25 protein-coding genes and 2 tRNA genes are annotated in these 25,279 nt (G+C 50.3%); 21 read left to right on the forward strand and 6 right to left on the reverse strand.

Annotated elements, in window-relative coordinates:
* Window positions 1-8: 8 nt before the first annotated feature.
* The 3 genes from Hfont_RS05970 to Hfont_RS05980 are packed head-to-tail and all read left to right on the forward strand — an operon-like array spanning window position 9 to window position 3,723.
* Window positions 9-1,067, forward strand: coding sequence for a microcin C ABC transporter permease YejB (locus Hfont_RS05970; RefSeq protein WP_112991375.1), 1,059 nt, complete (start codon window positions 9-11; stop codon window positions 1,065-1,067).
* Window positions 1,064-2,125: an ABC transporter permease gene (locus Hfont_RS05975; RefSeq protein ID WP_112991376.1), complete on the forward strand. Its 1,062-nt coding sequence runs from the start codon at window positions 1,064-1,066 to the stop codon at window positions 2,123-2,125. The genes Hfont_RS05970 and Hfont_RS05975 overlap by 4 nt, the downstream gene beginning before the upstream one ends.
* On the forward strand, window positions 2,122-3,723 hold the full coding sequence (locus Hfont_RS05980; RefSeq protein ID WP_112991377.1) for an ABC transporter ATP-binding protein: 1,602 nt from the start codon (window positions 2,122-2,124) through the stop codon (window positions 3,721-3,723). Before Hfont_RS05975 ends, Hfont_RS05980 begins: the two co-directional genes overlap by 4 nt.
* Before the next feature lie 48 nt (window positions 3,724-3,771).
* Here Hfont_RS05980 and Hfont_RS05985 read toward each other — a convergent pair whose 3' ends face one another.
* Window positions 3,772-5,343, reverse strand: coding sequence for a transglycosylase SLT domain-containing protein (locus Hfont_RS05985; RefSeq protein WP_112991378.1), 1,572 nt, complete (start codon window positions 5,341-5,343; stop codon window positions 3,772-3,774).
* A 180-nt stretch (window positions 5,344-5,523) separates the two neighbouring features.
* Window positions 5,524-6,297, reverse strand: coding sequence for a hydroxyacylglutathione hydrolase (gloB, locus tag Hfont_RS05990; protein WP_112991736.1), 774 nt, complete (start codon window positions 6,295-6,297; stop codon window positions 5,524-5,526).
* A 4-nt stretch (window positions 6,298-6,301) separates the two neighbouring features.
* Here gloB and Hfont_RS05995 point away from each other — a divergent pair, with 4 nt between their 5' ends.
* From Hfont_RS05995 to Hfont_RS06010, 4 genes are all read left to right on the forward strand, one after another.
* The gene (locus Hfont_RS05995; protein WP_112991735.1) at window positions 6,302-7,072 is read left to right on the forward strand and encodes a class I SAM-dependent methyltransferase; all 771 of its coding nucleotides are present in this window, start codon (window positions 6,302-6,304) and stop codon (window positions 7,070-7,072) included.
* A gap of 42 nt (window positions 7,073-7,114) precedes the next feature.
* The gene (gene rnhA / locus Hfont_RS06000; protein WP_112991379.1) at window positions 7,115-7,552 is read left to right on the forward strand and encodes a ribonuclease HI; all 438 of its coding nucleotides are present in this window, start codon (window positions 7,115-7,117) and stop codon (window positions 7,550-7,552) included.
* 157 nt (window positions 7,553-7,709) lie between these two features.
* Window positions 7,710-8,417: a DNA polymerase III subunit epsilon gene (gene dnaQ / locus Hfont_RS06005; RefSeq protein ID WP_112991380.1), complete on the forward strand. Its 708-nt coding sequence runs from the start codon at window positions 7,710-7,712 to the stop codon at window positions 8,415-8,417.
* 37 nt (window positions 8,418-8,454) lie between these two features.
* Window positions 8,455-8,529, forward strand: a tRNA-Val gene (locus Hfont_RS06010).
* A gap of 91 nt (window positions 8,530-8,620) precedes the next feature.
* Here Hfont_RS06010 and Hfont_RS06015 read toward each other — a convergent pair.
* On the reverse strand, window positions 8,621-9,412 hold the full coding sequence (locus tag Hfont_RS06015; protein WP_112991381.1) for a hydroxymethylpyrimidine/phosphomethylpyrimidine kinase: 792 nt from the start codon (window positions 9,410-9,412) through the stop codon (window positions 8,621-8,623).
* Between the two features lie 362 nt (window positions 9,413-9,774).
* Here Hfont_RS06015 and Hfont_RS06020 point away from each other — a divergent pair, with 362 nt between their 5' ends.
* The 7 genes from Hfont_RS06020 to Hfont_RS06050 all read left to right on the forward strand — a co-directional run bounded on the left by Hfont_RS06020 (window position 9,775) and on the right by Hfont_RS06050 (window position 15,775).
* A complete protein-coding gene (locus Hfont_RS06020; protein ID WP_112991382.1) occupies window positions 9,775-10,089 on the forward strand; it encodes a hypothetical protein in 315 nt (104 codons plus the stop codon).
* A gap of 51 nt (window positions 10,090-10,140) precedes the next feature.
* Window positions 10,141-10,506, forward strand: coding sequence for a hypothetical protein (locus Hfont_RS06025; protein ID WP_112991383.1), 366 nt, complete (start codon window positions 10,141-10,143; stop codon window positions 10,504-10,506).
* 386 nt (window positions 10,507-10,892) lie between these two features.
* A complete protein-coding gene (locus Hfont_RS06030) occupies window positions 10,893-12,233 on the forward strand; it encodes an SAM-dependent methyltransferase (protein WP_112991384.1) in 1,341 nt (446 codons plus the stop codon).
* A 212-nt stretch (window positions 12,234-12,445) separates the two neighbouring features.
* Window positions 12,446-12,655 carry an OmpW family outer membrane protein gene (locus Hfont_RS15300; RefSeq protein ID WP_421800980.1) on the forward strand — a complete coding sequence of 70 codons (210 nt, stop codon included), beginning with the start codon at window positions 12,446-12,448 and terminating at the stop codon, window positions 12,653-12,655.
* A gap of 386 nt (window positions 12,656-13,041) precedes the next feature.
* The gene (locus Hfont_RS06040) at window positions 13,042-13,530 is read left to right on the forward strand and encodes a hypothetical protein (RefSeq protein ID WP_133467269.1); all 489 of its coding nucleotides are present in this window, start codon (window positions 13,042-13,044) and stop codon (window positions 13,528-13,530) included.
* A gap of 138 nt (window positions 13,531-13,668) precedes the next feature.
* The gene (locus tag Hfont_RS06045) at window positions 13,669-14,970 is read left to right on the forward strand and encodes a diguanylate cyclase domain-containing protein (RefSeq protein WP_112991386.1); all 1,302 of its coding nucleotides are present in this window, start codon (window positions 13,669-13,671) and stop codon (window positions 14,968-14,970) included.
* A gap of 4 nt (window positions 14,971-14,974) precedes the next feature.
* Window positions 14,975-15,775 carry a putative bifunctional diguanylate cyclase/phosphodiesterase gene (locus tag Hfont_RS06050; RefSeq protein ID WP_162845866.1) on the forward strand — a complete coding sequence of 267 codons (801 nt, stop codon included), beginning with the start codon at window positions 14,975-14,977 and terminating at the stop codon, window positions 15,773-15,775.
* Window positions 15,776-16,209: 434 nt separating this feature from the next.
* Here Hfont_RS06050 and Hfont_RS06060 read toward each other — a convergent pair.
* Window positions 16,210-16,285 (reverse strand) — tRNA-Asn (locus Hfont_RS06060).
* Between the two features lie 105 nt (window positions 16,286-16,390).
* Window positions 16,391-17,605 carry an amino acid aminotransferase gene (locus tag Hfont_RS06065; RefSeq protein WP_112991737.1) on the reverse strand — a complete coding sequence of 405 codons (1,215 nt, stop codon included), beginning with the start codon at window positions 17,603-17,605 and terminating at the stop codon, window positions 16,391-16,393.
* Between the two features lie 117 nt (window positions 17,606-17,722).
* Here Hfont_RS06065 and uvrB point away from each other — a divergent pair, with 117 nt between their 5' ends.
* Both uvrB and Hfont_RS06075 read left to right on the forward strand, forming a co-directional pair.
* On the forward strand, window positions 17,723-19,816 hold the full coding sequence (uvrB, locus tag Hfont_RS06070; RefSeq protein WP_112991389.1) for an excinuclease ABC subunit UvrB: 2,094 nt from the start codon (window positions 17,723-17,725) through the stop codon (window positions 19,814-19,816).
* Between the two features lie 137 nt (window positions 19,817-19,953).
* Complete coding sequence (locus Hfont_RS06075) at window positions 19,954-20,745, forward strand: uracil-DNA glycosylase family protein (protein WP_112991390.1); 792 nt, start codon at window positions 19,954-19,956, stop codon at window positions 20,743-20,745.
* On the opposite strand, the gene Hfont_RS06080 is transcribed toward Hfont_RS06075, so the two are convergent.
* Window positions 20,742-21,470, reverse strand: a complete 729-nt coding sequence (locus Hfont_RS06080; RefSeq protein WP_112991391.1) for a TetR/AcrR family transcriptional regulator — start codon at window positions 21,468-21,470, stop codon at window positions 20,742-20,744. The two genes, Hfont_RS06075 and Hfont_RS06080, sit on opposite strands and share 4 nt — an antisense overlap.
* Window positions 21,471-21,993: 523 nt before the next feature.
* On the opposite strand from Hfont_RS06080, the gene iscR reads away from it, so the two are divergent.
* The 5 genes from iscR (at window position 21,994) to hscB (ending at window position 25,263) form a co-directional block, all read left to right on the forward strand.
* Entirely contained in the window at window positions 21,994-22,467 is a 474-nt protein-coding gene (iscR, locus tag Hfont_RS06085; RefSeq protein WP_012079108.1) for a Fe-S cluster assembly transcriptional regulator IscR, read from the forward strand.
* An 18-nt stretch (window positions 22,468-22,485) separates the two neighbouring features.
* On the forward strand, window positions 22,486-23,739 hold the full coding sequence (locus Hfont_RS06090) for an IscS subfamily cysteine desulfurase (RefSeq protein ID WP_112991392.1): 1,254 nt from the start codon (window positions 22,486-22,488) through the stop codon (window positions 23,737-23,739).
* A gap of 54 nt (window positions 23,740-23,793) precedes the next feature.
* Window positions 23,794-24,198, forward strand: a complete 405-nt coding sequence (gene iscU / locus Hfont_RS06095) for a Fe-S cluster assembly scaffold IscU (RefSeq protein ID WP_112991393.1) — start codon at window positions 23,794-23,796, stop codon at window positions 24,196-24,198.
* A 62-nt stretch (window positions 24,199-24,260) separates the two neighbouring features.
* Complete coding sequence (iscA, locus tag Hfont_RS06100; RefSeq protein WP_112991738.1) at window positions 24,261-24,584, forward strand: iron-sulfur cluster assembly protein IscA; 324 nt, start codon at window positions 24,261-24,263, stop codon at window positions 24,582-24,584.
* Between the two features lie 163 nt (window positions 24,585-24,747).
* On the forward strand, window positions 24,748-25,263 hold the full coding sequence (hscB, locus tag Hfont_RS06105) for a Fe-S protein assembly co-chaperone HscB (protein WP_112991394.1): 516 nt from the start codon (window positions 24,748-24,750) through the stop codon (window positions 25,261-25,263).
* Window positions 25,264-25,279: the final 16 nt, after the last annotated feature.

Raw genomic sequence — 25,279 nt, forward strand, 5'->3', positions numbered from 1 at the left:
ATGCTGCGATGAATATCTGGTCTTACATAATCAAGCGCGTGTTGTTGATGCTGCCCACCTTGCTGGGTGTGATCGCGATTACATTCGCGGTGATTCAGTTTGTGCCTGGCGGCCCGGTGGAGCAGGCGCTGATCGAATTGAAAGGGCAGGTCGGTGCAGGTGAGGCAACTGGTGGTGGTGCTTCGCAATATCGTGGACGACAAGGCATAGATGCCGAGCGTGTCGCAGAGATCAAGGCGTTGTACGGTTTCGACAAGCCTGCGACTGAACGTTTCTGGCAAATGCTGAAAGGCTTCGCCACTTTTGATTTGGGTAAGAGTTTTTACCATCACAAGGATGTGTGGGAGTTGGTCGTATCGAAGCTTCCGGTTTCCATCACCCTCGGTTTGTGGACCTTCTTCTTGACCTACTTTATTTCGGTGCCGCTCGGGATTGCGAAGGCCGTGCGTGAAGGCAGTCGCTTTGATTCAATTACCAGCATGGTGGTCCTGGTCGGTTATTCGATTCCCGGTTTTATTCTCGGCGTGTTCCTGCTGGTGATGTTCGGTGGCGGTAGCTTTGTGCAATGGTTTCCGTTACGCGGCTTGACCTCGGATGACTGGGAGCAAATGACAGTGATAGGCAAGGTGCTTGATTACCTGTGGCACATCACCTTGCCGGTGACGGCATCGGTGGCGGGCTCTTTTGCCGTAATGACGATGTTGACCAAGAACACCTTTCTCGAAGAGATACGCAAGCAATATGTACTGACCGCGCGCGCCAAGGGTTTGAGTGAAAACGCTGTGCTGTACAAGCATGTGTTTCGTAATGCATTGATCCCGCTGGTGACTGGTTTTCCTGCTGCGTTCATAGGCGCGTTCTTCGCCGGCAGTCTATTGATCGAAACCTTGTTCTCGCTGGATGGTCTCGGCTTGTTGTCTTACGAATCGGTGATACGTCGCGATTATCCGGTTGTGATGGGGACGCTGTATTTATTCACGTTGATCGGTTTGCTGGTCAAGTTGCTGGGCGACTTGTGCTACGTCTGGGCCGATCCGCGCCTGCAGTTTGAAAGTTTGAATCGATGAACGCATCTGTCATTCCACAAGAAGCATCTGCGACGAAATCGGTTTCGCCGGGACGACGTGTCTGGTTGCGTTTCAAGAGAAATCGTCGTGGTTACTGGAGCCTGATTCTGTTCAGTGTATTGGTCGCCATCAGTTTGCTGGCTGAACTGGTTTCGAACGACAAGCCATTGATTGCGAGTTACAAGGGCGAGATTGTTTTCCCACTGTTGAAGACATATTCGGAAAAGAAATTTGGTGGCGATTTTGAATCGCAAGCCGATTATCTCGATCCCTTCATACGTGATCAATTCAAGAAGGATGGTAATTGGGCGATTTATCCGCTCAATCATTACCACTTCGATACGCTGAATTATTTTGCGAAATCGCCGAATCCTGCACCGCCTTCAGCCGAAAACTGGCTGGGGACCGACGACCGTGGCCGCGACGTTTTTGCGCGTTTGCTTTATGGTTTTCGCGTGTCCGTCTTGTTTGGTCTGGCACTGACTTTTACCGGCGTATTGCTTGGTTTGGTCACTGGCGCGATCCAAGGTTACTTCGCGGGTAAAACGGATTTGTTCTTCCAGCGGTTTATGGAGATCTGGGGCTCGATGCCGGAGTTGTACTTATTGATCATCTTCGCATCGATTTTTCAGCCTAGCGTTGGATTGTTATTGCTGCTGCTTTCCTTGTTTGGCTGGATGGGCTTGTCGGATTATGTGCGCGCTGATTTCCTGCGTAATCGCAATCTTGAATATGTGCAGGCTGCGCGCGCACTTGGATTGTCGAATGGGCAGATCATCTGGCGCCATGTGCTGCCGAATAGTTTGACTCCGGTGGTGACCTTTCTTCCGTTCCGCATGAGCGGCGCAATCCTGGCGCTGACCAGTCTGGATTTTCTCGGTCTGGGTGTGCCGGCATCAACCGCCAGTCTGGGTGAATTACTGGCGCAGGGTAAGAACAATCTGGATGCATGGTGGATCGCGGTATCGACATTTGTCGTGCTGACGGTGATGTTATTGCTGCTGACGAATATTGGTGATGCCTTGCGCAATTCCCTGGATGTGCGGAGGAAGGCATGAGTTTGCTGGATGTTCAAAATCTGCAGGTAGCCTTTGGTACGGCCAAGGTCGTGGATGACGTCAGTTTCAGCATTGCGGCGGGTGAAAAATTTGCATTGGTGGGCGAGTCCGGATCGGGCAAGACGGTTACCGCCTTGTCCATCCTGCGCTTGAATCAGGACGTAAACTACGGCGGAAAAATCCTGTTTGAAGGTCAGGATATTTTGCAGCGTACGGAAGCGTCGATGCGCGCAGTGCGTGGCAATGACATCGCGATGATCTTTCAGGAGCCGATGACTGCGCTCAATCCGCTGTTCACGATTGGTAACCAGATTGCCGAAGTATTGATGCTGCATGAAGGCATCAGCGCCAAGGTCGCTGCACTGCGGGCTATCGAGTTGCTGGACAAGACCGGCATTCCAGAACCGCAGCGTCGTGCCTTGTCGTATCCGCATCAGCTGTCCGGCGGTCAGCGCCAGCGCGCGATGATTGCGATGGCGCTCGCTTGCAAACCTAAATTGTTGATCGCCGATGAACCGACCACTGCGCTGGATGTAACGATACAAGTGCAAATCGTTGAATTGCTGAATCAGTTGCAGCGTGAAGAAAACATGGCCGTGCTGATGATTACGCACGATTTGAATCTGGTGCGACATTTCGCCGATCGCGTCGGCGTGATGGAAAAAGGGCGTCTGCTTGAAGTCGCCACCACGCAAGACTTATTCGCGGCGCCACGCGAAGCCTATACACGCAAATTGCTGGCCAGCCAGCCGCATAAATTGGTGAATACAGTTGATTCGACCGCACAAGCTTTGATGAATGCCGAGCATCTGCGCTGCACCTTCGATATCAAGCAAGGCTGGTTCAAGAAGACGCAATTTGTGGCGGTTGACGAGGTCAGCCTGCAGGTACGGCCAGGCGAAACTGTGGGCATAGTCGGTGAATCCGGTTCAGGGAAGTCGACGCTGGGTTTGGCCTTGTTGCGTCTATCCAGCGCCCAGGTCAGCGGTGAGATTGCATTCGCTGGTAATACTATCGGTGCAATGCAGAGCTATGCCTTGCGGCCTTTGCGTGCGCGTATGCAAGTTGTGTTTCAGGATCCGTTTGCTTCCTTGTCGCCACGACGCACGATAGAACAAATCGTCGGTGAAGGTTTGGCTTTGCATCAACCGCAATTGGGCGCTGAGGGAATACGTAAAGCCGTCGCCGATGGCTTATTGGAAGTTGGTCTGCCTGCGGAAATCATGTCGCGTTATCCGCATGAGTTTTCCGGTGGGCAGCGTCAGCGCATAGCGATTGCACGTGTACTGGTGTTGAAGCCTGATCTGATTTTGCTGGATGAGCCGACCTCGTCGCTGGATGTGTCGGTACAGCAGCAAGTGTTGTCCTTGCTGGCAGAGCTGCAGCAGAAATACGGGATGGCTTATATTTTCATCAGCCACGATCTGGCAGTGATACGCGCAATGGCGCATCGTGTATTGGTGATGAAAGACGGCAAGGTGGTTGAGAGCGGTGCGACGGATGTCGTGCTGTCGCAACCAGCGCAGGCTTATACGAAACGTTTGCTGGCGGCTGCGGTGTATGCCGGGACCAAAGACGGCGCAGCAAATACCCAGTGAAGTCTTAAGTTACACCGCTTAAAACAGAGACGGCGTAACTTTTCTCGATTACTTGATTGCGACGCGAGTGGATTGCGCAGAAACGATGACTTTGCTGGAACGGCTGTTGTTAGATTTGGCTGCAACTGTTTTTGTTGATTTGGTATTGCGACTTGCTTGTCGAGTCACGACTGCGCTGGATTTTGATTTGCTGGCCGTGCGGGTAGTGCTGGCAGTACGGAAAGGCACATGCAGTTCCAGTTTTTGGCCACTCGCCAGTTTGTCGCCACGCAAATTGTTCCAGTTCTTGATCTGTGCAGTCGTGACCTTGTAACGGTTGGCGATACTGTTGATCGTGTCGCTCTTCTTGGCAGTCACATTGATTTTCTTGGAATCCGGCACATCAGGTGCCATTGCCATCGTCGCGTTATCTGCAACGTCTTGCGTAATATCTTTTTGTCCCGTCTCATCCGTACGCGGCACCAATATCGTCGAACCAGCCTTCAACACCATTTTCGGCGGAATATTGTTGACCTCACGGATGACTTGCGGCGTGGTGTGAAATCTGGCGGCGATTACTTCAATTTTTTCGCGGGCGTTGGTGACCTTGTGCGCAGTCCATGACGACAATGCATGTCCCCATTTGGCCAGATTGGTCTTGAATTTCTCTGCGTTGCTTTGCGGCAGAAGAATCTGCGTAGTGCTGCTGCCGGTGATAACAGGGCGATTGAATTGCGGATTCAGTGCCTTGAATTCTTCCATAGGCAACTCTGCCAACTGCGCGGCGAGCTTGACGTCGATATCGCGCGTTTTTGCCACGCTGACAAAGTAAGGTTGATTGTCTACCTTCAATAAAGTGATGCCATACGCATCCGGTGTGGCAATGATGTTTTTGACCGCTTGCAACTTGGGAACGTAGTTCTTCGTTTCTGCAGGCATGTAGGCCGACAGGCTGTTGAAATCGGTGCCTACGCCTGCCGCTTCGGCTTTCTTTATTGCCCGTTGCACCGAACCTTCGCCCCAATTATAGGCGGCTAATGCAAGTTGCCAGTCGCCGAACATGCCATACAGGCGTTGCAGGTAAGTCAGTGCAGCATCGGTTGAAGCCAGCACACTGCGGCGCTCATCCTTGAACATGTTTTGTTTCAGGTTGAAGTCGCGACCTGTCGATGGAATGAATTGCCACATGCCGGCTGCTTTGGCGGTCGAATAAGCTTGCGGATTGAATGCCGATTCGATGAATGGCAATAGTGCCAGTTCTGTCGGCATGCCGCGTTTTTCCAGTTCTTCGACCACGTGATACAGATATAGCGACGCACGCTTGGTAGTGCGACCGATATAGTCGGGCCGCGAGCTGTACCAGACTGTCTGATTGATCACCAGTTGATTGTCGACCAGGTCCGGAATTGCAAAACCCTTGCGTATACGCGCCCACACATCGACATCGCTGGCGACGACAAATTCGCTGAGCGGATCATTGGCGAGGTTGGGGTTGTCTTGCAGAGCGGCATCTTGTGCCCAGCTACTGTATGAGTAAGGTAGAGAAAGATCGCTGGCGGCGTGGGAGGCGGTGGTGGCACCGAGTAGAAAAACGGTAGCGGAAATAACTTTAAGAGATACTTTTAAATCGGATCTAGGCATGGGGTCTCACAAAATACCGACCCATGATCAGCCGGTTGAAAAGAATAATCGTCGAGTGTAAGTAATGCGCATTTTGCGCGTCAAGACAATTTACATAACTGATAGTGATTAAAGTTGATAATTGACTATTGGTATCTGTTAGTAAAATAGCATTGAAGTGCGGAAATGCAAGGAAAAATATTAGCGGAAGCCGTTTTTCCATTCGCGCAAGGCGGCGAATACCATCACCGGGTCGTCATTATTTACTCGATCTTCGGCAATCAATTGCTGCGCAATGGCCGGTTCGCGAACGCGCAGGAAGGGATTTGTTGTTTTCTCCAGGCCAATATTGGATGGAACCGTGGGTATGCCCTGTTCGCGTTTGGCTTGTTCAAGCTTGAAACGTGCTGACAGCGCGGCATTGCCCGGTTCTGCGGCCAGTGCAAAGCGCAGGTTCGAGATGGTGTATTCATGCGCGCAATAGACTTTAGTGTCATCCGGCAAGGCTGCCAGCTTGTCCAGCGACGACAGCATTTGTTTGGGTGTGCCTTCAAACAAACGCCCGCAACCGCCTGCAAACAGCGTATCGCCGCAAAATAGCCAACCTTGTTCGGCTGCCACATAGGCAATATGACCCAGCGTATGGCCAGGCACTTCCAGTACGGATAGCTTCAAATCGAGTTCAGGAATGTTGACAATATCGCCTTCATCCAGCGGCTGCGTCACATTGGCAATCGGATCATGACGTGGGGCAAACACCGGCACTTTGAAGTGTTGCAAGAGTTTTACGACGCCGCCGACGTGGTCACTATGATGATGTGTCAGTAGAATAGCGACTAAGGACAACTTGTGTTGTTTCAAGGCATCCAGAATCGGCGCAGCATCACCCGGATCGACCACGGCAGCATGGACGCCATCGTGGATAATCCATAGATAATTGTCGTTAAAAGCGGGAACGGTTAATACACTTAACATGCGCATGGAAACATTTTCATCTGAAAAATCCATTATATCTCTCGGCTCCTGGCTAGAGACGCCGGCCGGCAATTATGTGCGGGATTGGGAGCATGCGCGTCTCGATGAGTTGACTGCGGATATTTTCGGTTTTAATGCGACGCAGATAGGTTTGCCGCAAATTCAGGCTTTGCGTGCAAACCGTATGCCGCATAAGTGGCTGACCGATACGCTCATTCCCGCAAGCGGTTATGACAATGTCGCCAAGCCGCTGGTGGTGGTACAGGATTTCGAGGAATTACCATTTGCTTCCAATAGCATCGACCTGATCGTGTTGCCACACGTGCTTGAATTTGCAAAAGAACCGCATCAGGTTTTGCGCGAAGTAGAGCGCGTATTGATTCCGGAAGGGCAGGTCATTATCTCTGGTTTTAATCCCTTCAGCTTATGGGGCGCACGTCAGATCGCTGGGCGTTTGAGCGAAAGCTATTTCCTGCCGCAGGAAGGTGAATTCATCAGTCTGTCGCGCCTGAAGGATTGGTTGAAATTACTGAATATGGAAGTCAGCGGTGGTCACCTCGGTTGTTATGCGCCACCGTGCGAAACAGAGAAATGCTTGAAAAGGTTTTCCTTTATGGAAAAGGCCGGCGATCAATGGTGGCCTTATCTGGGTGCGGTCTATGTGGTGCAAGCGATCAAGCGTGTTAAAGGCATGCGTTTGATCGGGCTTGCATGGAAAGCGCAAAAAGCTGCAGCTCCACAAGGTGTGCCGGCAACGAACAAGATTCATCGATAGATAAACAAGAATAAAAAAGTAAAACGAAAGCAGAACGAAGCAATGGAAAAGATAGATATTTTTACCGATGGCGCATGCAAGGGAAATCCCGGTCGTGGCGGTTGGGGTGCGTTGCTCGTCATGGGCGAGCGCGAGAAGGAATTGTTTGGCGGTGAACCTGGTACGACCAATAACCGGATGGAATTGAAGGCCGTGATCGAGGCGCTGAATGCGTTGACACGGCCATGCGAAGTCGTTGTGCATACCGATAGCCAGTACGTGCAAAAAGGTATCAGCGAATGGATACACGGCTGGAAGGCCCGTGGCTGGAAAACCGCAGCAAAGGTACCGGTCAAGAATGTAGACTTGTGGCAGGCGTTGGATGCTGCACAGGAACGACATAAAATTGAATGGCGCTGGGTGCGCGGTCATAACGGTCACGTTGGTAATGAACGCGCTGATGCATTGGCTAATCGCGGTGTGGAAACAATCGCATCCTGAGCAATGTTATAAAAATCTTGTGCAGTTGAAAGGCCTTCGGCCTGCGCTTCGCAAGCAATTTCAGGTAATGACAGCTGCCAGTCGTATGTTGCGCATCTTGTTTTCTCAGCGTGTTAATCCGCGCGGAAATAACCATTTATTTTTAAGTACTTAAATCATGCGCCAAATTGTTCTCGATACAGAAACCACGGGACTGAACCCGCGCTCCGGCGATCGCATCATTGAAATCGGTTGCGTCGAATTGATAGACCGTCGTTTGACGGGCAATAACTTTCATCACTACATCAATCCGGAACGTGATTCGGAAGAGGGTGCGCTGGCAGTCCACGGATTGACGACGGAATTCCTCAGCGACAAACCAAAGTTTGCCGAAATCGTGAATGAATTTCGCGATTACATCAGCGGCGCTGACGTAATCATTCATAACGCACCGTTCGACGTCGGTTTTCTGGATGCGGAACTCAAGCGCGTCGATATGCCTAACTTCAAAGAACAAGTAGGCGAGGTCATCGATACGCTGGTGCAGGCAAAGGAAATGCATCCAGGCAAGCGCAACTCGCTGGATGCATTGTGTGATCGTTACGGCGTATCGAATGCACACCGTGCATTGCATGGCGCTTTGCTCGATGCAGAATTGCTGGCAGAAGTTTATCTAGCCATGACGCGTGGCCAGAACAGCTTGTCTATGGATCTCGGCGGTCAGGATGTCGACAGCGATGGCGTGATGCTGGAAGTAGTGGCGATCGCCGATGTTTTGCTGCAGCAGGCAAGCGAGGATGAACTTGCCGAGCATGAACTGGTAATGAAAAGCCTGGACAAGGAAGTCAGAGGCCAATGTCTTTGGCGTGCAGCGTTGGCAAATTGATGGGCGCAAGCTTTTATGAGATAATTTGCGCCGCTTCGGGAGGTTAGCTCAGGGGTAGAGCGATCGCCTCACACGCGATAGGTCACAAGTTCGAAACTTGTACTTCCCACCAAGAATTCTTCAAATTTGTCTGTAATAAAAAAAGCCTGTCGATTTCTCGGCAGGCTTTTTTTATTTATACAGCCATGTCGACTGCGAAACGGTCAAGCGCAGAAATCCAGAGGCAAGCGACGTGGGAAGTGCTGTCCCTTGCCAGGATGATCCGCATCGCGCAGGGTGCGCCAAGTATAAGTCAGTGCCGTTTCCACAGCGGTCAGCGTATCTTCACCCAATGCCAAACGGCCCGCCAATGCGCTGGCAAGCGTGCAACCCGAGCCGTGATAACTTCCCGGCAGGCGTGCGCAGGTGAAGGTGCTGGAGCTGCCATCGCGCGAATACAGGCGGTTGTGAACTTCGTGCTCGTCGCCGTGGCCGCCTGTGATCAGTAAGTGCTTGCAGAAAGGAAGTAATTTCTCTGCGCATTCATCCGGCGTGCCATTCGGCAGTTCGGCCAGAATACGTGCTTCCGGCAAGTTCGGTGTCGCGATAGTGGCGAGCGGCAGCAAGCGTTCGCGCATGGCGTAGCCGACTTCATCCTTGCCCAGTGCGCCACCACCACCGGCACGCAACACCGGGTCGCAGACAATCGGTACATGCGGCAGGCGCTGCAAAATTTGTACGACGGTATCCACCATCTTGACTGAACCCAGCATGCCGAGCTTGATGCCGGCTACGGACAAATCGGTGATGACTGCATCTGCCTGTGCCAGTACCCATTCAGAATCCAGTACGCGGAAATCGGATACATCAACCGAGTTCTGTACGGTCAATGCCGTGACTGTTGGGGCGGCATGGCAGCCTTGTGCCATCAAGGCTTCGATATCTGCTTGCAGGCCTGCGCCACCGCTTGGATCGTGGCCGGAGAGACAGAGGACGATAGGACGTGAATTGTTCATGGTGCAGCTTATTCTTTAACAAGAGCGCATCGCTTGCGAAAAATGCAGGAGAAGCAGGTGAAAAATGGTAAGGCTTGCTACGACCGACATTATAACTGCGGAGGCATTCAGATTGGAGGGTGGGGGGTAATTTTGAGAGGGAAACGATACTAATGCCCTTTGTCCGAGCTTCTCAAAATAGCGTGTTGGGGAAATCAAAAAATCTCTTGCCGGGAAACGCACATTGTTAATATATTGACTGGATGCTTTATTTTGTTCGGCCTGTATCCGGCTTGTTGATCAATAGTTCTGTTCTTGCTGCGAATTCGCAGGGCGCGTACCATGGGGGCGGAAAAGTCGGCCATTCTTTTACGGAGAGATTGATGTCAGTTCATTTGATTGAAGCAGTGCGATTTAACGATGCGGGTGACCGAGTGGAAATGGTGCGATGGGGACGTGGACATCGTAAAGCTGATGGCTCGCCAGGCTGGGATGCAGTTACGGCTGAGCAAGATGTTAACTTGGTAGTAGATGCATTGCACTTCGGCGATGAAGTAGCTACAGCATTCAAGGTCGGCAGCGATATGGTGCTGGGTCCGCGAGTGCACATCGTCATACATCAACACGGTATTGAAGATATCGATACGATAGATCACGATGTACCTGGTCGTACTTTGGCCGATTTGCCACGATTTTAAACGCCGCCATTTGGCTGCGGGAATCATAGATATTAAAGATGGGAAATGTGTATGGGTGGGGATTTAACGACAGATGAATTTGACGCGTTACAGCAGATAGTCGCAGGTATCAAGCATGCGCGGCCATCTGCCTGTGTGGCGCGTAATACCAAGCGTCTGACGGGTTTGAAATATATTGCCTATGCAAAAGATGGCAGTCTGGGTTTGACCGATAAGGGCAAGCAGACATTGTTTATCAAGAGTTGCATTGAAGGTTTGCGTGCAATTGAAAGTGATTCACACACTGTGCTCAAGTCCGATGTCGCCACCTTCCTTGGTAAAAAAGGACACATCGTGGCGCAAGAAGGCGCCAGTGGTTTTGATATCACGCCCAAAGGCCGTGAATGCCTGGCCGATATAGACAGTAACAGCAAGTAATTCTGTCTTCTTACAAAAAACATGGTGATACACATATACCTTGTGTAGTTGTATCATCATGTTCGGATGTCTGAGTTGCTCTAGTATTCTCGTAAAAAATCAAGTCGGTCTAGATGGGCGTAACGTTTTTTTCTGCTTTTAAGTAAGAGGAAAATTACATGCAATCTGATTCGCATTTTCATCAAGCTCTTGTCCGTGCATTGCAGATGCATAGATCGTTGTCGTCATGCATAAGGACGCAACTGCAGCCTAATTTCATTTATAGATAATTTTTCTGATACTTCGAATGTGAGTATCCGGTTGTTGTTGTGCGCAGAATTTACTTTTGCCCTATCGATTTTCTTGCATGGGCAACCCGTCAGAATTTTTCAGATAGGGCTTCAGCAATGAATGATCGAAACAATAATGTGATTAGCAGTTCCTATGCGATTGAGGCGGGGCAGGCGGATGCTGCATTGCGGATATTGACTCATTTGTTGCGGGACTTTCCCGGTGCGACAGCGCTACGTTTGTTGAACGACCAACTGCACCATATTGAAATCACCACACCCAAATTTACTCTCTTGTTAAAAGATACCGTGGTCTTGCGCAAACTGATATTCGGACACAGCCCATTGCCGCTAGCCGATGCCTACATTAATGGCTTGATTGATGTTGAGGGCGATCTGTATGCGGCGCTTGGATTGAAGCAGTATTTTCAAACTTTCAATTTTTCGCTAGGCGTGCGTTGGGCGTTGGTGCGCGATGCCTGGCGCTTGCCGGCAAAACCAAAAAATCTCGCCAACATTCCATTTGATGCCGGTGGTTTTTCGCATCGACATTCAAAAGTCAGTGATCAGGCCGCCATCGCATTTCACTACGATGTATCGAATCTGTTTTATAAATTATGGCTAGACAAGGAGATGGTGTATTCCTGCGCCTATTTTGAATCCGAGGATGACACGCTAGAGCACGCACAGGAACATAAACTCGACCATATCTGCCGCAAGCTGCGGCTGGCACCGGGAGAGCGCTTGCTTGACGTTGGTTGCGGTTGGGGCGCGATGGTGTGCTGGGCTGCGCGTCATTACGGCGTGCGTGCGCATGGCATCACACTGAGTCAAAAGCAGTACGAGTATGCGCAGGCACGTATCGCAGCGGAAGGATTGAATGAGCTGGTGACCGTCGAGTTGCGTGATTATCGCGATCTGGAAGGTGAGGCCGTTTACGACAAGGTTTCCAGCATCGGCATGTTTGAACATGTAGGTTTGGCGAATCAGCCTATGTATAACGCGGCCATCAAGCGCGTGCTGCGTCCTGGCGGTCTATTCCTTAATCACGGTATTACGCACGACGAAGAAGGCTGGCAACGCACGATCGATACCGAGTTCATCAATCGCTATGTATTTCCCGATGGCGAGCTGGATACGGTCAGTAATGTCCAACGCAGGATGGAGCAAACCGGTTTTGAAATCCATGATGTAGAAGCGCTACGCCCGCACTATGCGCTGACGCTCAGGCATTGGGTCAGCCGTCTGGAAGCGCGACGTGAAGAGGTATTGGAATATGTCAGCGAATCGGCTTATCGCGTCTGGCGTCTCTATATGGCTGCGTGTGCACTGGAGTTTGAATCTGGCGGCACCGGCATTTATCAGATACTCGCGTCCAAACCGGGGGGCGATAAACCTGCGGTTCCACTGACGCGTAGCGATATTTATCGCAGCGCTCGTGGCTGTGATACAGCGTGAGTCATGATGTATCACAGCGCAGATACTTCTATGCCCGGCCATATTTTTCATTAGTTTGCGACATATTTGATCAAGATCAAGCTCTGAGAATGTTGGTGCGATACCTTGGTATTCGTTCCCATCAACGCCGGAGTTATCGTGAAAAGTCAGTCTTGGCAGCGCATTAGTTTCTCTAGCCAGTATTTTTTACAACGAATTGGACAGCCGAGTTGGTGCTGATTTATCCGCAAACGCAGAAAGCTTCCCTCGACGGTACTGAGATTGGCACCTTTAAACATCGGCCGCCAACACTCATAGTGCAATATCACTCCACACCTGGAAAAACGATCAGCCCGTATGTTGGAGCCGGTATCAATTACACGCAGATTTCCAGCGTCAAGTTGCTCACCGGTGCATGGCTCTGGAGAGTCGAAGCGATGTAAGCACCGTAGTGGGACAACTGAGCGCTGCCAAAATTGATCCTTGGCTGCTAGGAGTTGGGCTTGCTTATTCTGCTAAAGGTTACGCGAGGCAGAGTTTTGATTTGACAGTTGCCAAACTTAATGCGCGTCACTCTCAAGTCAAATTCAGGGATTCAAGGCTTTGATTTGAGTGCGCCACGCTTGCTTGTAGCAACAGAAGAAAATGAAAGCGACGCATTCGCAATACTATGGCTGCTCAATATTTAGTCAGCACTGGCATTATCGATTCTGTTGTTTGTTTTTTGTTGCGGCATGCGGCATTTCGGATATATATTGATTTGACAATAATCGAATTTAGCAAAGCGGTTTTATTGAGCTACTTAATTCTTATCGGGAAATAGCAATTTATGAATACAGATTCAGACAAAATCATTAGTGACAGGCTGACGCGATTAGAGTCGGATTTCTCTTCTCTCCGGGATGGCTATCTGATCGTTAATAAGCGCTATGCAGAAACACTTCAAACGATGAAGGGGCTTACCGAAAATGCCTTGGAGTGTGCATTGCGATCGGCTGCCGCCGCTGAAAAAGCAGCCATGGCTTGCAAGAGTGCTACGGTCGCTGCGATGGCCTCTGCTTCAGCGCAATTGGTTGAGGCCACATCTGCTGCCGCAGAGGCGGCGGGTCAAGCTGCTTTGGCCGCATCTGAAGCGGCCGCCGCCGCATCTGCTGCCGCCGCCGCCGCCGCATCTGCTGCTGCTGCTCAAGCAGAAGAAATGGCAGTGCAAGCTTCGGCTGAGGCTGCACATGCCACAGTAAGAGCAACTTCAGCCGCGGCAGAGGCTGCCAAAATGGCAAACCGTGCTTCTGATGTTGCGAAATCATTAGCGAAATAAATTATTTAATTCCCGTTTTGCAAATAAAACCGGAATGGTGTCTTTTTTAAATCTGATTCTTGGTATAGCAATAGCTGCATCATTATTTTTTATAAATTTGTGTAGCTGATTCGGTGCTTATTTTCTGAAGGTGGCGAAATGTACAGTTGCCGATTCAAAAAGGAAAAAGCCCTTTTTATAGAAAAGATTGAGAAGCTTGAAGCTGAAGTTGCCCTTCTGTATGACCAAATGCCGTTTGGCAGTTACAGCCTTGCTGCCGACGGTACTTTCTTCAGTGTTGACTCGCATGTAGTGCGCTGGCTGGCCTCCACCTCAGAAGAATTAATAGGTAAAAAGAAATTCAGTGACTTCTTGACGAGCAATAGTCAGGAAAAACTATGGGCAGAATCCGTACTAGCCACTCAATCTGAGTTCTCAGGTCTTGAGCTGGATCTGCTATCAAAAGACGGTGCCGCACGTCACATCTCCCTAAGTACGAGTGGCCTGAGAGATACAGCCGGCCAGTTGTTACCTTGCAGATACCTCATGTTTGACATGACTTCGCAGAAGAAGGGGCAAGAAAAGCTTCGGATCGCTGCTAGCGCACTTGAATCTGTTGCTGGAGTTTGCATCACAGATCCCGACGGAATAATTCTGCATGTCAATAAAACCTTTACCAAGCTAACGGGTTATACAGGGCAAGAGCTGCGAGGTAAGAGCGTGCAGCTACTCAGTTCGGAAAGTCCAGAACAAGAAACGTATAAATTGATATTTGACTCCATCCTGGCGCATGGTCATTGGCAGGGTGAAATACACGAACGACGCAAGGATGGGCATCCTTTTGTCGGGTGGCTCAACATCTCATCGATCAAGCCAGATCAGGGGACAGTTTCATCTTACGTCGGTTTTCTGTATGACATAACTCACAGTAACGCTCATGAAGAAATCAAGCGATTGGCATTTTATGATTCGCTGACACAACTTCCTAATCGTTTGCATCTAGAGAATAGACTCACCAGGATATTGGCCAAATTGCCACAAGGTGGTTTGCGCGGCGCGCTATTATTCCTTGATCTGGATAACTTCAAAACAATTAACGACACCAAGGGGCATGCTGCGGGAGACCAATTGCTGATTGAAATTGGCGAGCGTCTGCGTCATTCCGTGCGGTATGAAGATACTGTCGCCAGGCTGGGTGGTGACGAATTTGTTGTATTAGTGAGCGACTTAAACGCGAGCGAAGTGGAGGCGGCACGGCAGGCAATGACAATAGGCAGGGAAATTCTGACTTCTTTAGCCAAGCCATATCAATTTCTTGATTGTGAATTTACTTGCACTGCCAGCATTGGGGTCTGTATGTTTGAGGGAGGCGAATCTCCCAAGGCGCTGTTACAGAATGCAGATATGGCGATGTATCAAGCTAAAAAAGAGGGGGGGGAACTCCTTATGTTTTTTCAATGAGGAGATGCAAGCCACTGTAGCAGCTTACTTAAAGCTCGCACAGGAGTTGCGATATGCACTGAGAGAACACCACCTGGAAGTTTATTTCGAGCCGCAATTAAACTCTGACGGAAAAATTATCGCAGCGGAGGCTTTGGTGAGGTGGCGAAATCCCGAACGGGGACTGATATTGCCGAATGATTTCATCAAGATCGCCGAAGATACCGGATTGATTATCGGCATTGGACTTTTTGTACTGCAAACAGCCTGTGAGCAGATCAAGACTTGGGAAAAAGACCCGCGTACCAGTGATCTTCAGATCGCCGTGAATGTTAGCGCACGCCAGTTTTTGCAGGAGGACTTTGTATCTTTGTTAATCGATGTGATTACGGCGAGTGGAATCAATCCAGCGCGCCTGAAACTCGAATTGACGGAAAGCATGATGCACGACGTCGAAGCTACTTCCATAAAGATGGAAAGTATAAAAAAATTGGGCGTTAGTTTCTCCATGGATGATTTTGGAACCGGCTATTCATCACTTTCAGGCTTGACCAGGTTACCGTTAAATCAGCTCAAAATAGACCAGTCTTTCGTGCATAACATGCTGCTCAAGGCATCTGACGCGATTGTCGTGCAGACCATTATCGCCATGGCACATAGTTTGAATTTGGAGGTGATAGCTGAAGGCGTGGAAACTGAAGAGCAAAGAAATTTTCTATTAGCAAATGGCTGTGGATTGTTTCAGGGTTATTTTTTCAGCGGGCCTTTATCTATTGGAGAGTTCGAAGCTCTTTTGTTCCGACAGAAAAGCCCACACAGTTGTTAATTGTTTTGCGGAACTCGGCTCATCCAACTGATCTTGTGTTTACTGCCTTGCAAAGGCGGACATCCGATCATGTACTTTTTCAAATCTCAATGGATATTAAATCGCGCGCATCTGTTTAGCGTCTGCCCTTGCTTCTATGGCTGCGCTACATAATTGTTGTAGCAGACTAAGAACTTGATCGCGTATTTATGGAGTGGAAGTCGGGAGTATTTATTTGCGTAGGTATGCTCGATGGTTGCCACATGCAAGCTCCTAAATTTAAAACTGAATTCAAGATGACTCGAAAGAATGCCAAGCGCATATTTCAGCATCTAAAAATCCTCGTCATGCGGAGATTTTTCTATCCGCTTCTACGGATCATCGTTGGCTCTATCTCCAACTGGATTGGACAAAAGAAAAGGGCCTAGTTTTTCAACTAGGCCCTTCATATTCTGTGGCTCCCCGACCTGGACTCGAACCAGGGACCTGCGGATTAACAGTCCGTCGCTCTACCAACTGAGCTATCAGGGAACAGAAGCGAGATTATAAGATGTTTCTTGCTCGCTTGTCAAAGCTTGTGCAATAAATTTCTTTGCTTCGTTTACTTGACGCAGAAATTTATTGCAGGCGCGAATATTAAAGAACTTTTGCGATTGCTGCAATAACGTAATCGATGTTTTTTGTATTCAGCGCAGCGACGCAGATACGGCCGGTGTCGACAGCGTAAATCGAGAACTCATCACGCAGGCGATCTACTTGTGGTTTGGTCAAGCCTGAGTACGAGAACATGCCGCGTTGTGCGATAACGAAATCGAAATTGTGGCCAGGTGCCTGTTCTTTCAATTTTTGCACAAACGCTTGACGCATTTCACGAATGCGTACGCGCATGCCCGCCAGTTCTTCTTCCCACAGTGCGCGCAGTTCTGGTGATGCCAGAGCTGTTGCAACGACTTGGCCGCCGTGGATAGGTGGGTTGGAGTAGTTGGTGCGGATGACGCGTTTCAATTGCGACAGGACGCGTGCTGCTTCTTCTGCGTTACTGGAAACGATGCTCAATGCACCAACGCGTTCGCCGTACAACGAGAACGATTTGGAGAATGAGTTGGAGACGAATACAGCGCCGCCTGCTTCAGCGAACTGGCGTACGACTTTGCCGTCCGATTCAATGCCGTCGCCAAAACCTTGATAGGCCATGTCGAGGAATGGAATCAAGCCGCGTGTTGTCACAACGTTCAGAACTTCCAACCATTGCGCGTCGCTCAGATCGGCACCGGTTGGGTTGTGGCAGCAAGCGTGCAACAGAACGATGGAGCCGCTAGGAATCGATTTAAGTGTATCCAGCATGCCGGCGAAATTTACGCCACGGGTTGCTGCATCGTAGTATGGATAATTGTTGACGACGAAGCCAGCCGACTCAAACAGAGCGCGGTGGTTTTCCCAGCTTGGATCGCTGATCCAGACTTGCGCGTTTGGCGCAAAGCGTTTCAGGAAATCTGCGCCGAGTTTCAATGCGCCTGTGCCGCCGATTGCTTGTGCGGTCACTGCACGTTTGTCCTTGACTACCGAGCTATCGGCACCAAATACGAGTTCTTGTACTGCCTTGTCGTAAGCGGCCAGGCCGTCGATCGGCAGGTAGCCGCGCGGCGACAGTTTTTCCATCAATTGCAATTCGGCTTTACGCACGCATTCCAGCAGCGGCAATTTGCCGTTGTCGTCGTTATAAACGCCGACGCCAAGATTGATCTTATTCGGATTCTTGTCGGCGTTAAACGCCTCGGTAATGCCAAGAATCGGGTCACGGGGCGCCATTTCAATGGCGTTGAGGAGCGAAGCAGGAAGAGGTGCGTTCATCGTGATAACATCAAAAGTTAGCTGCAAACGGTCGTTTTGCAGTGGGGTTGTATAGAGCGCAAGACCATAAGTCTTGCGGAAAATGCGACTCACTATTTTACCAAAGGTCGGATTTAAATGGCTGATTTATCCCAAGTTACCGATTCCGTTGACGAATCGAAAATTGTTACCTTCCCGAATTCCCCGTTCCGTCTGCACCAGCCATTTCCTCCGGCCGGCGATCAGCCGACCGCGATTGCAAAGCTGGTGGAAGGCATAGACGATGGCTTGTTTTACCAAACCTTGCTTGGCGTCACGGGTTCGGGCAAGACGTATACCGTCGCTAACGTGATTGCGCGCATGGGGCGCCCGGCGATTGTGTTTGCGCCGAACAAGACTTTGGCGGCGCAGCTTTACAGCGAATTCCGCGAGTTTTTTCCGCAGAATGCGGTGGAATATTTCGTCAGTTATTACGATTATTACCAGCCTGAAGCTTATGTGCCGCAGCGCGATTTGTTTATTGAGAAAGATTCGTCTATCAATGAACATATTGAGCAGATGCGTCTGTCCTGCACCAAATCGCTGATGGAGCGTCGCGATGTGGTGATCATTGCAACGGTCTCGGCGATTTACGGTATTGGTAACCCGACCGAATACCATCAGATGATCCTGACCTTGCGTGCCAAGGACAAAGTCAGCCAGCGCGATGTGATTGCGCGCTTGATCGCGATGCAATACACACGTAATGAAGTCGATTTCGGCCGCGGGACTTTCCGCGTGCGTGGCGACACCATCGATATCTTCCCGGCGGAACATGCCGAGCTGGCAATTCGCATTGAAATGTTCGATGACGAAATTGAAAGTCTGCAGCTATTCGATCCATTAACCGGCCGCGTACGGCAAAAAATTCCACGTTTTACCGTTTATCCGGGTTCGCATTATGTGACGCCGCGTGCGACCGTGTTGCGTGCGATAGAAACCATCAAGGATGAATTGCGAGATCGCCTGGAATTTTTCCGCAAGGAAAACAGATTGATCGAAGAACAAAGGCTGGAGCAGCGTACGAGGTTCGATCTGGAGATGATGCAGGAAATCGGTTTTACCAAAGGCATCGAAAACTATTCACGTCACTTGAGTGGTGCCAAGGCAGGCGATCCGCCGCCAACACTGGTCGATTATCTGCCTCAAGACGCCCTGATGTTCATGGATGAGTCGCACGTGCTGATGGGACAGCTCAATGGCATGTACAACGGCGATAGGGCGCGCAAAACCAATCTGGTTGATTACGGTTTCCGCCTGCCTTCAGCGCTGGATAATCGGCCACTGCGCTTTGATGAGTTCGAAGGAAAAATGCGGCAAATGGTATTTGTTTCCGCCACGCCAGCTGATTATGAAAACACGCATGCCGATCAGGTAGTAGAGCAGGTTGTGCGTCCGACCGGCCTGGTCGATCCCTTGATCAGCGTGCGTCCGGCTTTGACTCAGGTCGATGACCTGATGTCGGAAATTACCGAGCGCGTGAAAAAACATGAGCGTGTGTTGGTGACGACGCTGACCAAGCGCATGTCTGAGCAGTTAACCGAATTTTTGAGCGATAACGGTATCAAGGTGCGTTACCTGCACAGCGATATTGATACCGTTGAGCGCGTGGAAATCCTCAGGGATTTACGTCTGGGTACTTTCGATGTGCTGGTGGGTATTAACTTGTTGCGCGAGGGTCTGGATTTGCCTGAGGTTTCATTGGTGGCGATTCTGGATGCGGACAAGGAAGGCTTCCTGCGCTCCGAGCGCAGTCTGATTCAAACCATAGGCCGTGCTGCGCGTAATTTAAGTGGTATGGCTATCCTCTATGGCGACAAGGTAACTGATTCGATGCGACGCGCGATTGACGAGACTGAACGCCGTCGCGCCAAGCAGATCGCGTTTAATACTGCGAATAACATCACACCGATGGGTATCAAGAAAAATATTCGGGAATTGATCGATGGTGTGTACAGCCCGCAGGAAGCGCGCGAAGAGTTGAATGCCGCACAAGAGCATGCGAAGTATGAAGCGATGAGCGAGAAGCAGGTCAGCAAGGAAATCAAACGTCTGGAAAAACAGATGCTTGGCCATGCAAAAAACCTGGAGTTCGAAAAAGCCGCGCAAGTGCGTGATCAGTTGCGAATATTGAAGGAGCAATTGTTTGGCGCATCCGGGACGGACACTATCGAATCCTTGGCTGGCGCATAATTTTTAGCGCTTATGCTGGATTGAAATGAAGGTTGTGACGAACAGCAATTCGACTTGTGTCTGTATCTTGCGGCTACAATCGCTGCTTTCGTCGGCCTGTATGAAACTCAGGCTGTAAACCTTTGGCTTTAAACTGCATGCAAGCTATTCCATCATCTTTCCTCGCTATGCTGGACGTCGCCGACGCATCGTGGCGCCCGATACTATTGGCCGGCCTGAACGCAGTTCACAAGGCATTTCCCGATTATTTACCTGCGCTGGCCGAAGATAATTACTTGCCGAATGGCGGCAGATTGTTTGCTGCATTCGCCCAGCCTTTGGACGCAGTGCGTTATGTATTGGTTGGTGAAGGACCTTATCCGCGGGCCGACAGTGCGACTGGCGTTTGCTTCATGGATGGTGCAGTTGGCTCCCTGTGGTCGGAGAAAGGCTTGTCTAAACAAGTCAATCGCGCGACCTCATTACGCAATTTCATGAAGATGTTGCTGGTGACGGATGGTCAATTGGCCATAGCGCAAACCACAGGCGATGCGCTGGCGGGTGTATCTGCAAAGGCGCAGGCGCCAGCGTCAAACGTGATTCAAACCTTGCCGGAATTGCAGGCTAATCTGATCGCGCACGGCTTTTTATTACTGAATGCGGCGCTGGTTTTCCGTTCACATGTGCCGCCGGTGAAGGAAGCCAAGCCGTGGATACCGTTTTTGCAAACGGTGCTGGCAGCCTTGGCAGATCACGCAGATCGGGGGGCAGAGCAGCCACCAAGCTTGGTGTTGTGGGGGAAAATTGCCGTACAGTTGGAGGCTTTACCTGAGAGTGCTCGCTTTCCGAAAAAAGTCTCCGAGCATCCATACAACCTGAGCTTTATTGCCAATCCGGTGATGCAGGAGCTTTTCGGCGCCATGCATCTGCTGAAAAAGAATTCGGTTTAAATCAGACTGAGCTGGCGCAGATCTTCCGACTCTGCGCGCTTCTTCAATTCTTCGGCAAACAATGAGTTCTCGATGGGTGGCGTCGTCAATGGCTTGCCACTGACCTTGTTATCCTTTGCCAGCAGTCGCGCAATCATGGTTTCAAAGAAATTCGGCAGCGCCTGCGGATCTTCATGCGCATGAAAATGCTGGCGTATCACCATCCCATCCCACATGCCGGTCAGGAACAAGGCTGTTTGCGCGGCATCAAGCGACGCGTCTATCTGCCCACGCGCCTGTGCAATGCGCAACAGATTGGTCAATCCCATGATCCATTCCGCTTCTATCTTGCGTAAAACGGCGCCCACCCGTTTGCTACGCATGCCTTCGGCATAAACCTCGGTCATCAGGCTGGCATCGCCGCCAGCGCGATAGCGTTCGGCAAACTGGCGTGTGATGGCGCTCAAGGCAGCCTGTATGGATTCGGCATCGCGCATTTGCAGCAACATGGCGCGCGCCTGGCGACGCTCGTCTTCAACCATCGCTTCGATGATGGCTTCCTTGCCAGTGAAATAACGATAAACCGCGCCAGGACCCAAGCCGGTTTCGGCGCAAATCTGCTGCATGGAGGTTTGGTGGAAGCCGGTTTTGCGGAAACATTTGCCGGCAGCCTTCAGGACCTCGACTCGTTTTTTGTCGGCTTTTTGAGTGGGGGATTGCGGGGTCTTGGTAATGCGTGTGGCCATTGCGGATATCGAAACGAAGTTTCAGTCAATTAATATGGCACTCATTATAAATTGAATATTCGCTCAAAATATAAAGTATCCGCAAGACATGTGTTGATGCCCCTCGGAATATCGATTTTTGTTCTATTTTTTGTGCGGGATTTGTATTTGTTAATCAAGTAACTGAATGATCGTTCAAAGTTTTTATTTTGGTTCATTTTGCTGGTACTTGACTGCGGTTTCTGGGTTGAGATGATGAGAGGTTAAGTGAGCTCATGAAGACATCAGTTATGGGTGTTTGCCGAGGGAAATTTTTGAATATGCGCATATAGCAAAATCTCCGCTTAGTGACGCCGGTCAATGTCGAGCGGATGGTTAGGGAATAAAATTGATGTGTGGAAATCGGATGTCCTTATACCCATCCAAGCTGGGCGGATTGGGAAAAAGCGAGTACCTGACAGATTCAGTCAAGTTTGTTATACTTGACCAAATCGATCAACAACTCGGGTGATTACACTCAGGTTGATTCTAGAGGCGGTATTTAATGCGTTTGACGACTAAAGGACGTTTTGCTGTAACAGCAATGATTGACTTGGCATTGCGTCAGGACAATGGTCCCGTGACGCTCGCCGGTATTAGCCAGCGGCAAGAAATTTCTCTGTCGTATCTGGAGCAATTGTTTGGCAAATTGCGTCGCCATGAAATCGTGGAGTCGGTACGCGGGCCGGGTGGTGGTTACAACCTGGCGCGACGTGCAGAGGATGTAACGGTCGCCGATATCATCATTGCAGTTGATGAGCCGCTGGATGCAACACAATGCGGCGGCAAGGAAAATTGCCACAGCCCCGAGCATGAACATGGTGGACGTTGCATGACACATGACCTGTGGGCAACGCTGAATGCAAAAATGGTGGATTATCTCGATTCTGTGTCTTTGAAAGACTTGGTCGATCAGCAAAAACAAAAGATTTCTGAACAATGCGTGGTGGTGGTGCACCGTAACCACGCAGCCGTTTGATTATTGGAGCTATAAAAGATGAATGCCCCGTTAGATAAAAGCTTGATAGATACGATCAAGGCGCCGCACTTTCCGATTTATATGGATTACTCGGCGACGACGCCTATCGATCCACGTGTAGCCGACAAGATGATTCCTTATCTGCGCGAGCAGTTCGGTAATCCGGCTTCGCGCAGCCATATGTACGGCTGGACGGCAGAAAAAGCGGTGGAAGATGCGCGTGAACAAGTCGCCAAACTGGTGAATGCGGATACGCGCGAAATCATCTGGACTTCGGGTGCAACGGAGGGCAACAACCTGGCGCTCAAAGGCGCAGCACAATTCTATAAAACCAAGGGTAAGCACATCATCACGGTGAAGACCGAGCACAAAGCTGTGCTGGATACCGTGCGTGAATTGGAGCGCCAGGGTTTTGAAGCAACTTATTTGCAACCACAAGACAATGGCTTGATCACGATTGAGCAGTTGGCTGAAGCGATTCGCCCAGACACGATCCTGGTATCGGTCATGCTGGTCAACAATGAAATCGGCGTGATTCAGCCTATCGATGAAATCGGTGAACTTTGCCGCAGCAAGGGCATCATTTTCCATTGCGACGCTGCGCAGGCAACCGGCAAAGTCAAAATCGACCTGGAAAAAACCAAAGTCGACCTGATGACATTTACCGCGCACAAAACCTACGGCCCTAAAGGCATAGGCGCCTTGTATGTGCGTCGCAAACCGCGTGTGCGTATCGAAGCACAAATGCACGGTGGCGGTCATGAGCGCGGCTTGCGTTCGGGCACGCTGGCAACGCATCAGATCGTCGGCATGGGTGAGGCTTTCCGTATCGCCCGCGAAGAAATGGATGAAGAAATCGTCCGTATCAAGGGTTTGCGCGATCGTCTGGCCAAAGGCTTGATGGATATGGAGGAGGTCTATATCAATGGCGATATGGATCACCGCGTACCGCACAACCTGAACGTCAGTTTCAACTACGTTGAAGGTGAGTCGCTGATCATGGCAATCAAGGATTTGGCTGTTTCTTCAGGTTCGGCTTGTACTTCGGCCAGTCTGGAACCATCTTATGTATTGAGAGCGCTAGGTCGTAGCGACGAACTGGCACATAGCTCGATTCGTTTTACTTTCGGTCGTTTTACTACCGAAGAAGACGTGGATTTCACGATCAATCTGATCAAGGAAAAAGTCACCAAGCTGCGTGAATTGTCGCCGCTGTGGGATATGTACAAAGACGGGATCGACATCAGCACGATTCAATGGGCGGCACACTAATCGTTTTTGTTTCTGCAAATAAAGCAGAAGCAAGGTTTAACTAGGAGCATCAAAATGGCTTACTCAGACAAAGTTCTCGATCATTACGAAAATCCACGCAACGTTGGTGCGTTCGATAAAGGTGATGACACTATCGGTACCGGCATGGTTGGTGCGCCGGCTTGCGGCGACGTCATGAAACTGCAGATCAAGGTCGGTGCAGACGGCTTGATCGAAGATGCAAAATTCAAAACCTACGGTTGCGGTTCGGCGATTGCATCGTCGTCGCTGGTGACCGAATGGGTCAAAGGCAAGACGCTGGATCAAGCGCTGGCGATCAAGAACACGCAAATCGCCGAAGAGCTGGCATTGCCACCAGTGAAAATTCACTGCTCGATTCTGGCTGAAGATGCGATCAAGGCTGCAGTGCTGGATTACAAAACCAAGCATGGCGTCGTAGAAACGGAAAAAGCGGCTTAAGTTTGTTGGTTCGCGCAGCATTTTCTGCGCGCTTCAACGACAATCTTTTTGAGCGAAGAATCATGGCTATTACATTGACTGAAAAAGCAGCGAAACACATCAATCGCTACATGGAACGGCGCGGAAAAGGTATCGGCCTTCGTTTCGGCGTGCGCACGACCGGGTGCTCCGGCCTCGCGTACAAGCTGGAATACGTGGACGAAAGCGCGACCGAAGATAGCGTATTTGAATCGCATGGCGTGAAGGTCTTTGTTGATCCTAAAAGCTTGCCGTATATCGATGGCACAGAGCTGGATTTTGCGCGAGAAGGTTTGAACGAAGGCTTTAAATTCCATAACCCGAACGTCAAGGATGAATGCGGTTGTGGCGAAAGCTTCCGTATTTGATACGTGACGACTGTACGGCGAAAATTGCCGCAGATGTCAACAGATGTTTTGTTCCGATAGAGCCTGTAGAACGTGTGCAGGCTCTTTTATTTGATGCATCAATCATTCGGCAGCGATAGCGCTGCATCGCAAGATAAGCCAGCCGACCGCCAGCGCACAAGAAATGCAAAACCACTTCGACCTTTTTCATCTGCCGCAACGTTTCACGATTGATGCCAGCGCACTCGATAGCGCTTATCACAGCGTGCAGAATCAGGTCCATCCAGACAAGTTCGCAAATGCCTCCGATGCTGAAAAGCGTGTTGCGATGCAATGGGCTACGCGCGCGAACGAAGCGTACAAGACATTAAAAAGTCCATTCAAGCGCGCAGCATATTTGTGCGAGTTGAATGGCGTCGATCTGCAGACAGAATCGAATACGGCGATGCCGGTCGAGTTCCTGATGCAACAAATGGAATGGCGTGAAGCGCTCAGTGAAGCGCGCGCGCAAAAGAATAGAGCTGAGCTGGAAACGCTGGATGACGACATTCGCAGCGCACGCAAGATAGAGTTGTTAGAGATCGCCCAATTGCTGGACGCCAACGATTTTACGCAGGCGGCCGGTTTGGTGCGGCAGTTGATGTTCCTCGAAAAATTTGCAGATGAAGTATCCATCGCGCTGGATACGTTACCGGACTAGCATTGTTGTCCGCTGT

This window comes from Herminiimonas fonticola, from assembly GCF_003293745.1.
GTDB classification, from domain to species: Bacteria; Pseudomonadota; Gammaproteobacteria; order Burkholderiales; family Burkholderiaceae_D; genus Oxalicibacterium; species Oxalicibacterium fonticola.

Excerpts from the sequence above, each read along its gene's own strand:
- Hfont_RS06020 (WP_112991382.1), top strand. The coding sequence starts at position 9,775 with ATGTCAGTTCATTTGATTGAAGCAGTGCGATTTAACGATGCGGGTGAC.
- Hfont_RS06030 (WP_112991384.1), top strand. The coding sequence starts at position 10,893 with ATGAATGATCGAAACAATAATGTGATTAGCAGTTCCTATGCGATTGAG.
- iscA (WP_112991738.1), top strand. The coding sequence starts at position 24,261 with ATGGCTATTACATTGACTGAAAAAGCAGCGAAACACATCAATCGCTAC.
- Hfont_RS05985 (WP_112991378.1), bottom strand. The coding sequence starts at position 5,343 with ATGCCTAGATCCGATTTAAAAGTATCTCTTAAAGTTATTTCCGCTACC.
- Hfont_RS06025 (WP_112991383.1), top strand. The coding sequence starts at position 10,141 with ATGGGTGGGGATTTAACGACAGATGAATTTGACGCGTTACAGCAGATA.
- Hfont_RS06090 (WP_112991392.1), top strand. The coding sequence starts at position 22,486 with ATGAATGCCCCGTTAGATAAAAGCTTGATAGATACGATCAAGGCGCCG.
- Hfont_RS05975 (WP_112991376.1), top strand. The coding sequence starts at position 1,064 with ATGAACGCATCTGTCATTCCACAAGAAGCATCTGCGACGAAATCGGTT.
- Hfont_RS06080 (WP_112991391.1), bottom strand. The coding sequence starts at position 21,470 with ATGGCCACACGCATTACCAAGACCCCGCAATCCCCCACTCAAAAAGCC.
- uvrB (WP_112991389.1), top strand. The coding sequence starts at position 17,723 with ATGGCTGATTTATCCCAAGTTACCGATTCCGTTGACGAATCGAAAATT.
- hscB (WP_112991394.1), top strand. The coding sequence starts at position 24,748 with ATGCAAAACCACTTCGACCTTTTTCATCTGCCGCAACGTTTCACGATT.
- Hfont_RS05995 (WP_112991735.1), top strand. The coding sequence starts at position 6,302 with ATGGAAACATTTTCATCTGAAAAATCCATTATATCTCTCGGCTCCTGG.
- gloB (WP_112991736.1), bottom strand. The coding sequence starts at position 6,297 with ATGTTAAGTGTATTAACCGTTCCCGCTTTTAACGACAATTATCTATGG.
- Hfont_RS06040 (WP_133467269.1), top strand. The coding sequence starts at position 13,042 with ATGAATACAGATTCAGACAAAATCATTAGTGACAGGCTGACGCGATTA.
- Hfont_RS05970 (WP_112991375.1), top strand. The coding sequence starts at position 9 with ATGAATATCTGGTCTTACATAATCAAGCGCGTGTTGTTGATGCTGCCC.
- Hfont_RS06050 (WP_162845866.1), top strand. The coding sequence starts at position 14,975 with ATGCAAGCCACTGTAGCAGCTTACTTAAAGCTCGCACAGGAGTTGCGA.
- Hfont_RS06045 (WP_112991386.1), top strand. The coding sequence starts at position 13,669 with ATGTACAGTTGCCGATTCAAAAAGGAAAAAGCCCTTTTTATAGAAAAG.
- Hfont_RS06065 (WP_112991737.1), bottom strand. The coding sequence starts at position 17,605 with ATGAACGCACCTCTTCCTGCTTCGCTCCTCAACGCCATTGAAATGGCG.
- iscU (WP_112991393.1), top strand. The coding sequence starts at position 23,794 with ATGGCTTACTCAGACAAAGTTCTCGATCATTACGAAAATCCACGCAAC.
- rnhA (WP_112991379.1), top strand. The coding sequence starts at position 7,115 with ATGGAAAAGATAGATATTTTTACCGATGGCGCATGCAAGGGAAATCCC.
- iscR (WP_012079108.1), top strand. The coding sequence starts at position 21,994 with ATGCGTTTGACGACTAAAGGACGTTTTGCTGTAACAGCAATGATTGAC.
- dnaQ (WP_112991380.1), top strand. The coding sequence starts at position 7,710 with ATGCGCCAAATTGTTCTCGATACAGAAACCACGGGACTGAACCCGCGC.
- Hfont_RS05980 (WP_112991377.1), top strand. The coding sequence starts at position 2,122 with ATGAGTTTGCTGGATGTTCAAAATCTGCAGGTAGCCTTTGGTACGGCC.
- Hfont_RS06015 (WP_112991381.1), bottom strand. The coding sequence starts at position 9,412 with ATGAACAATTCACGTCCTATCGTCCTCTGTCTCTCCGGCCACGATCCA.
- Hfont_RS06075 (WP_112991390.1), top strand. The coding sequence starts at position 19,954 with ATGCAAGCTATTCCATCATCTTTCCTCGCTATGCTGGACGTCGCCGAC.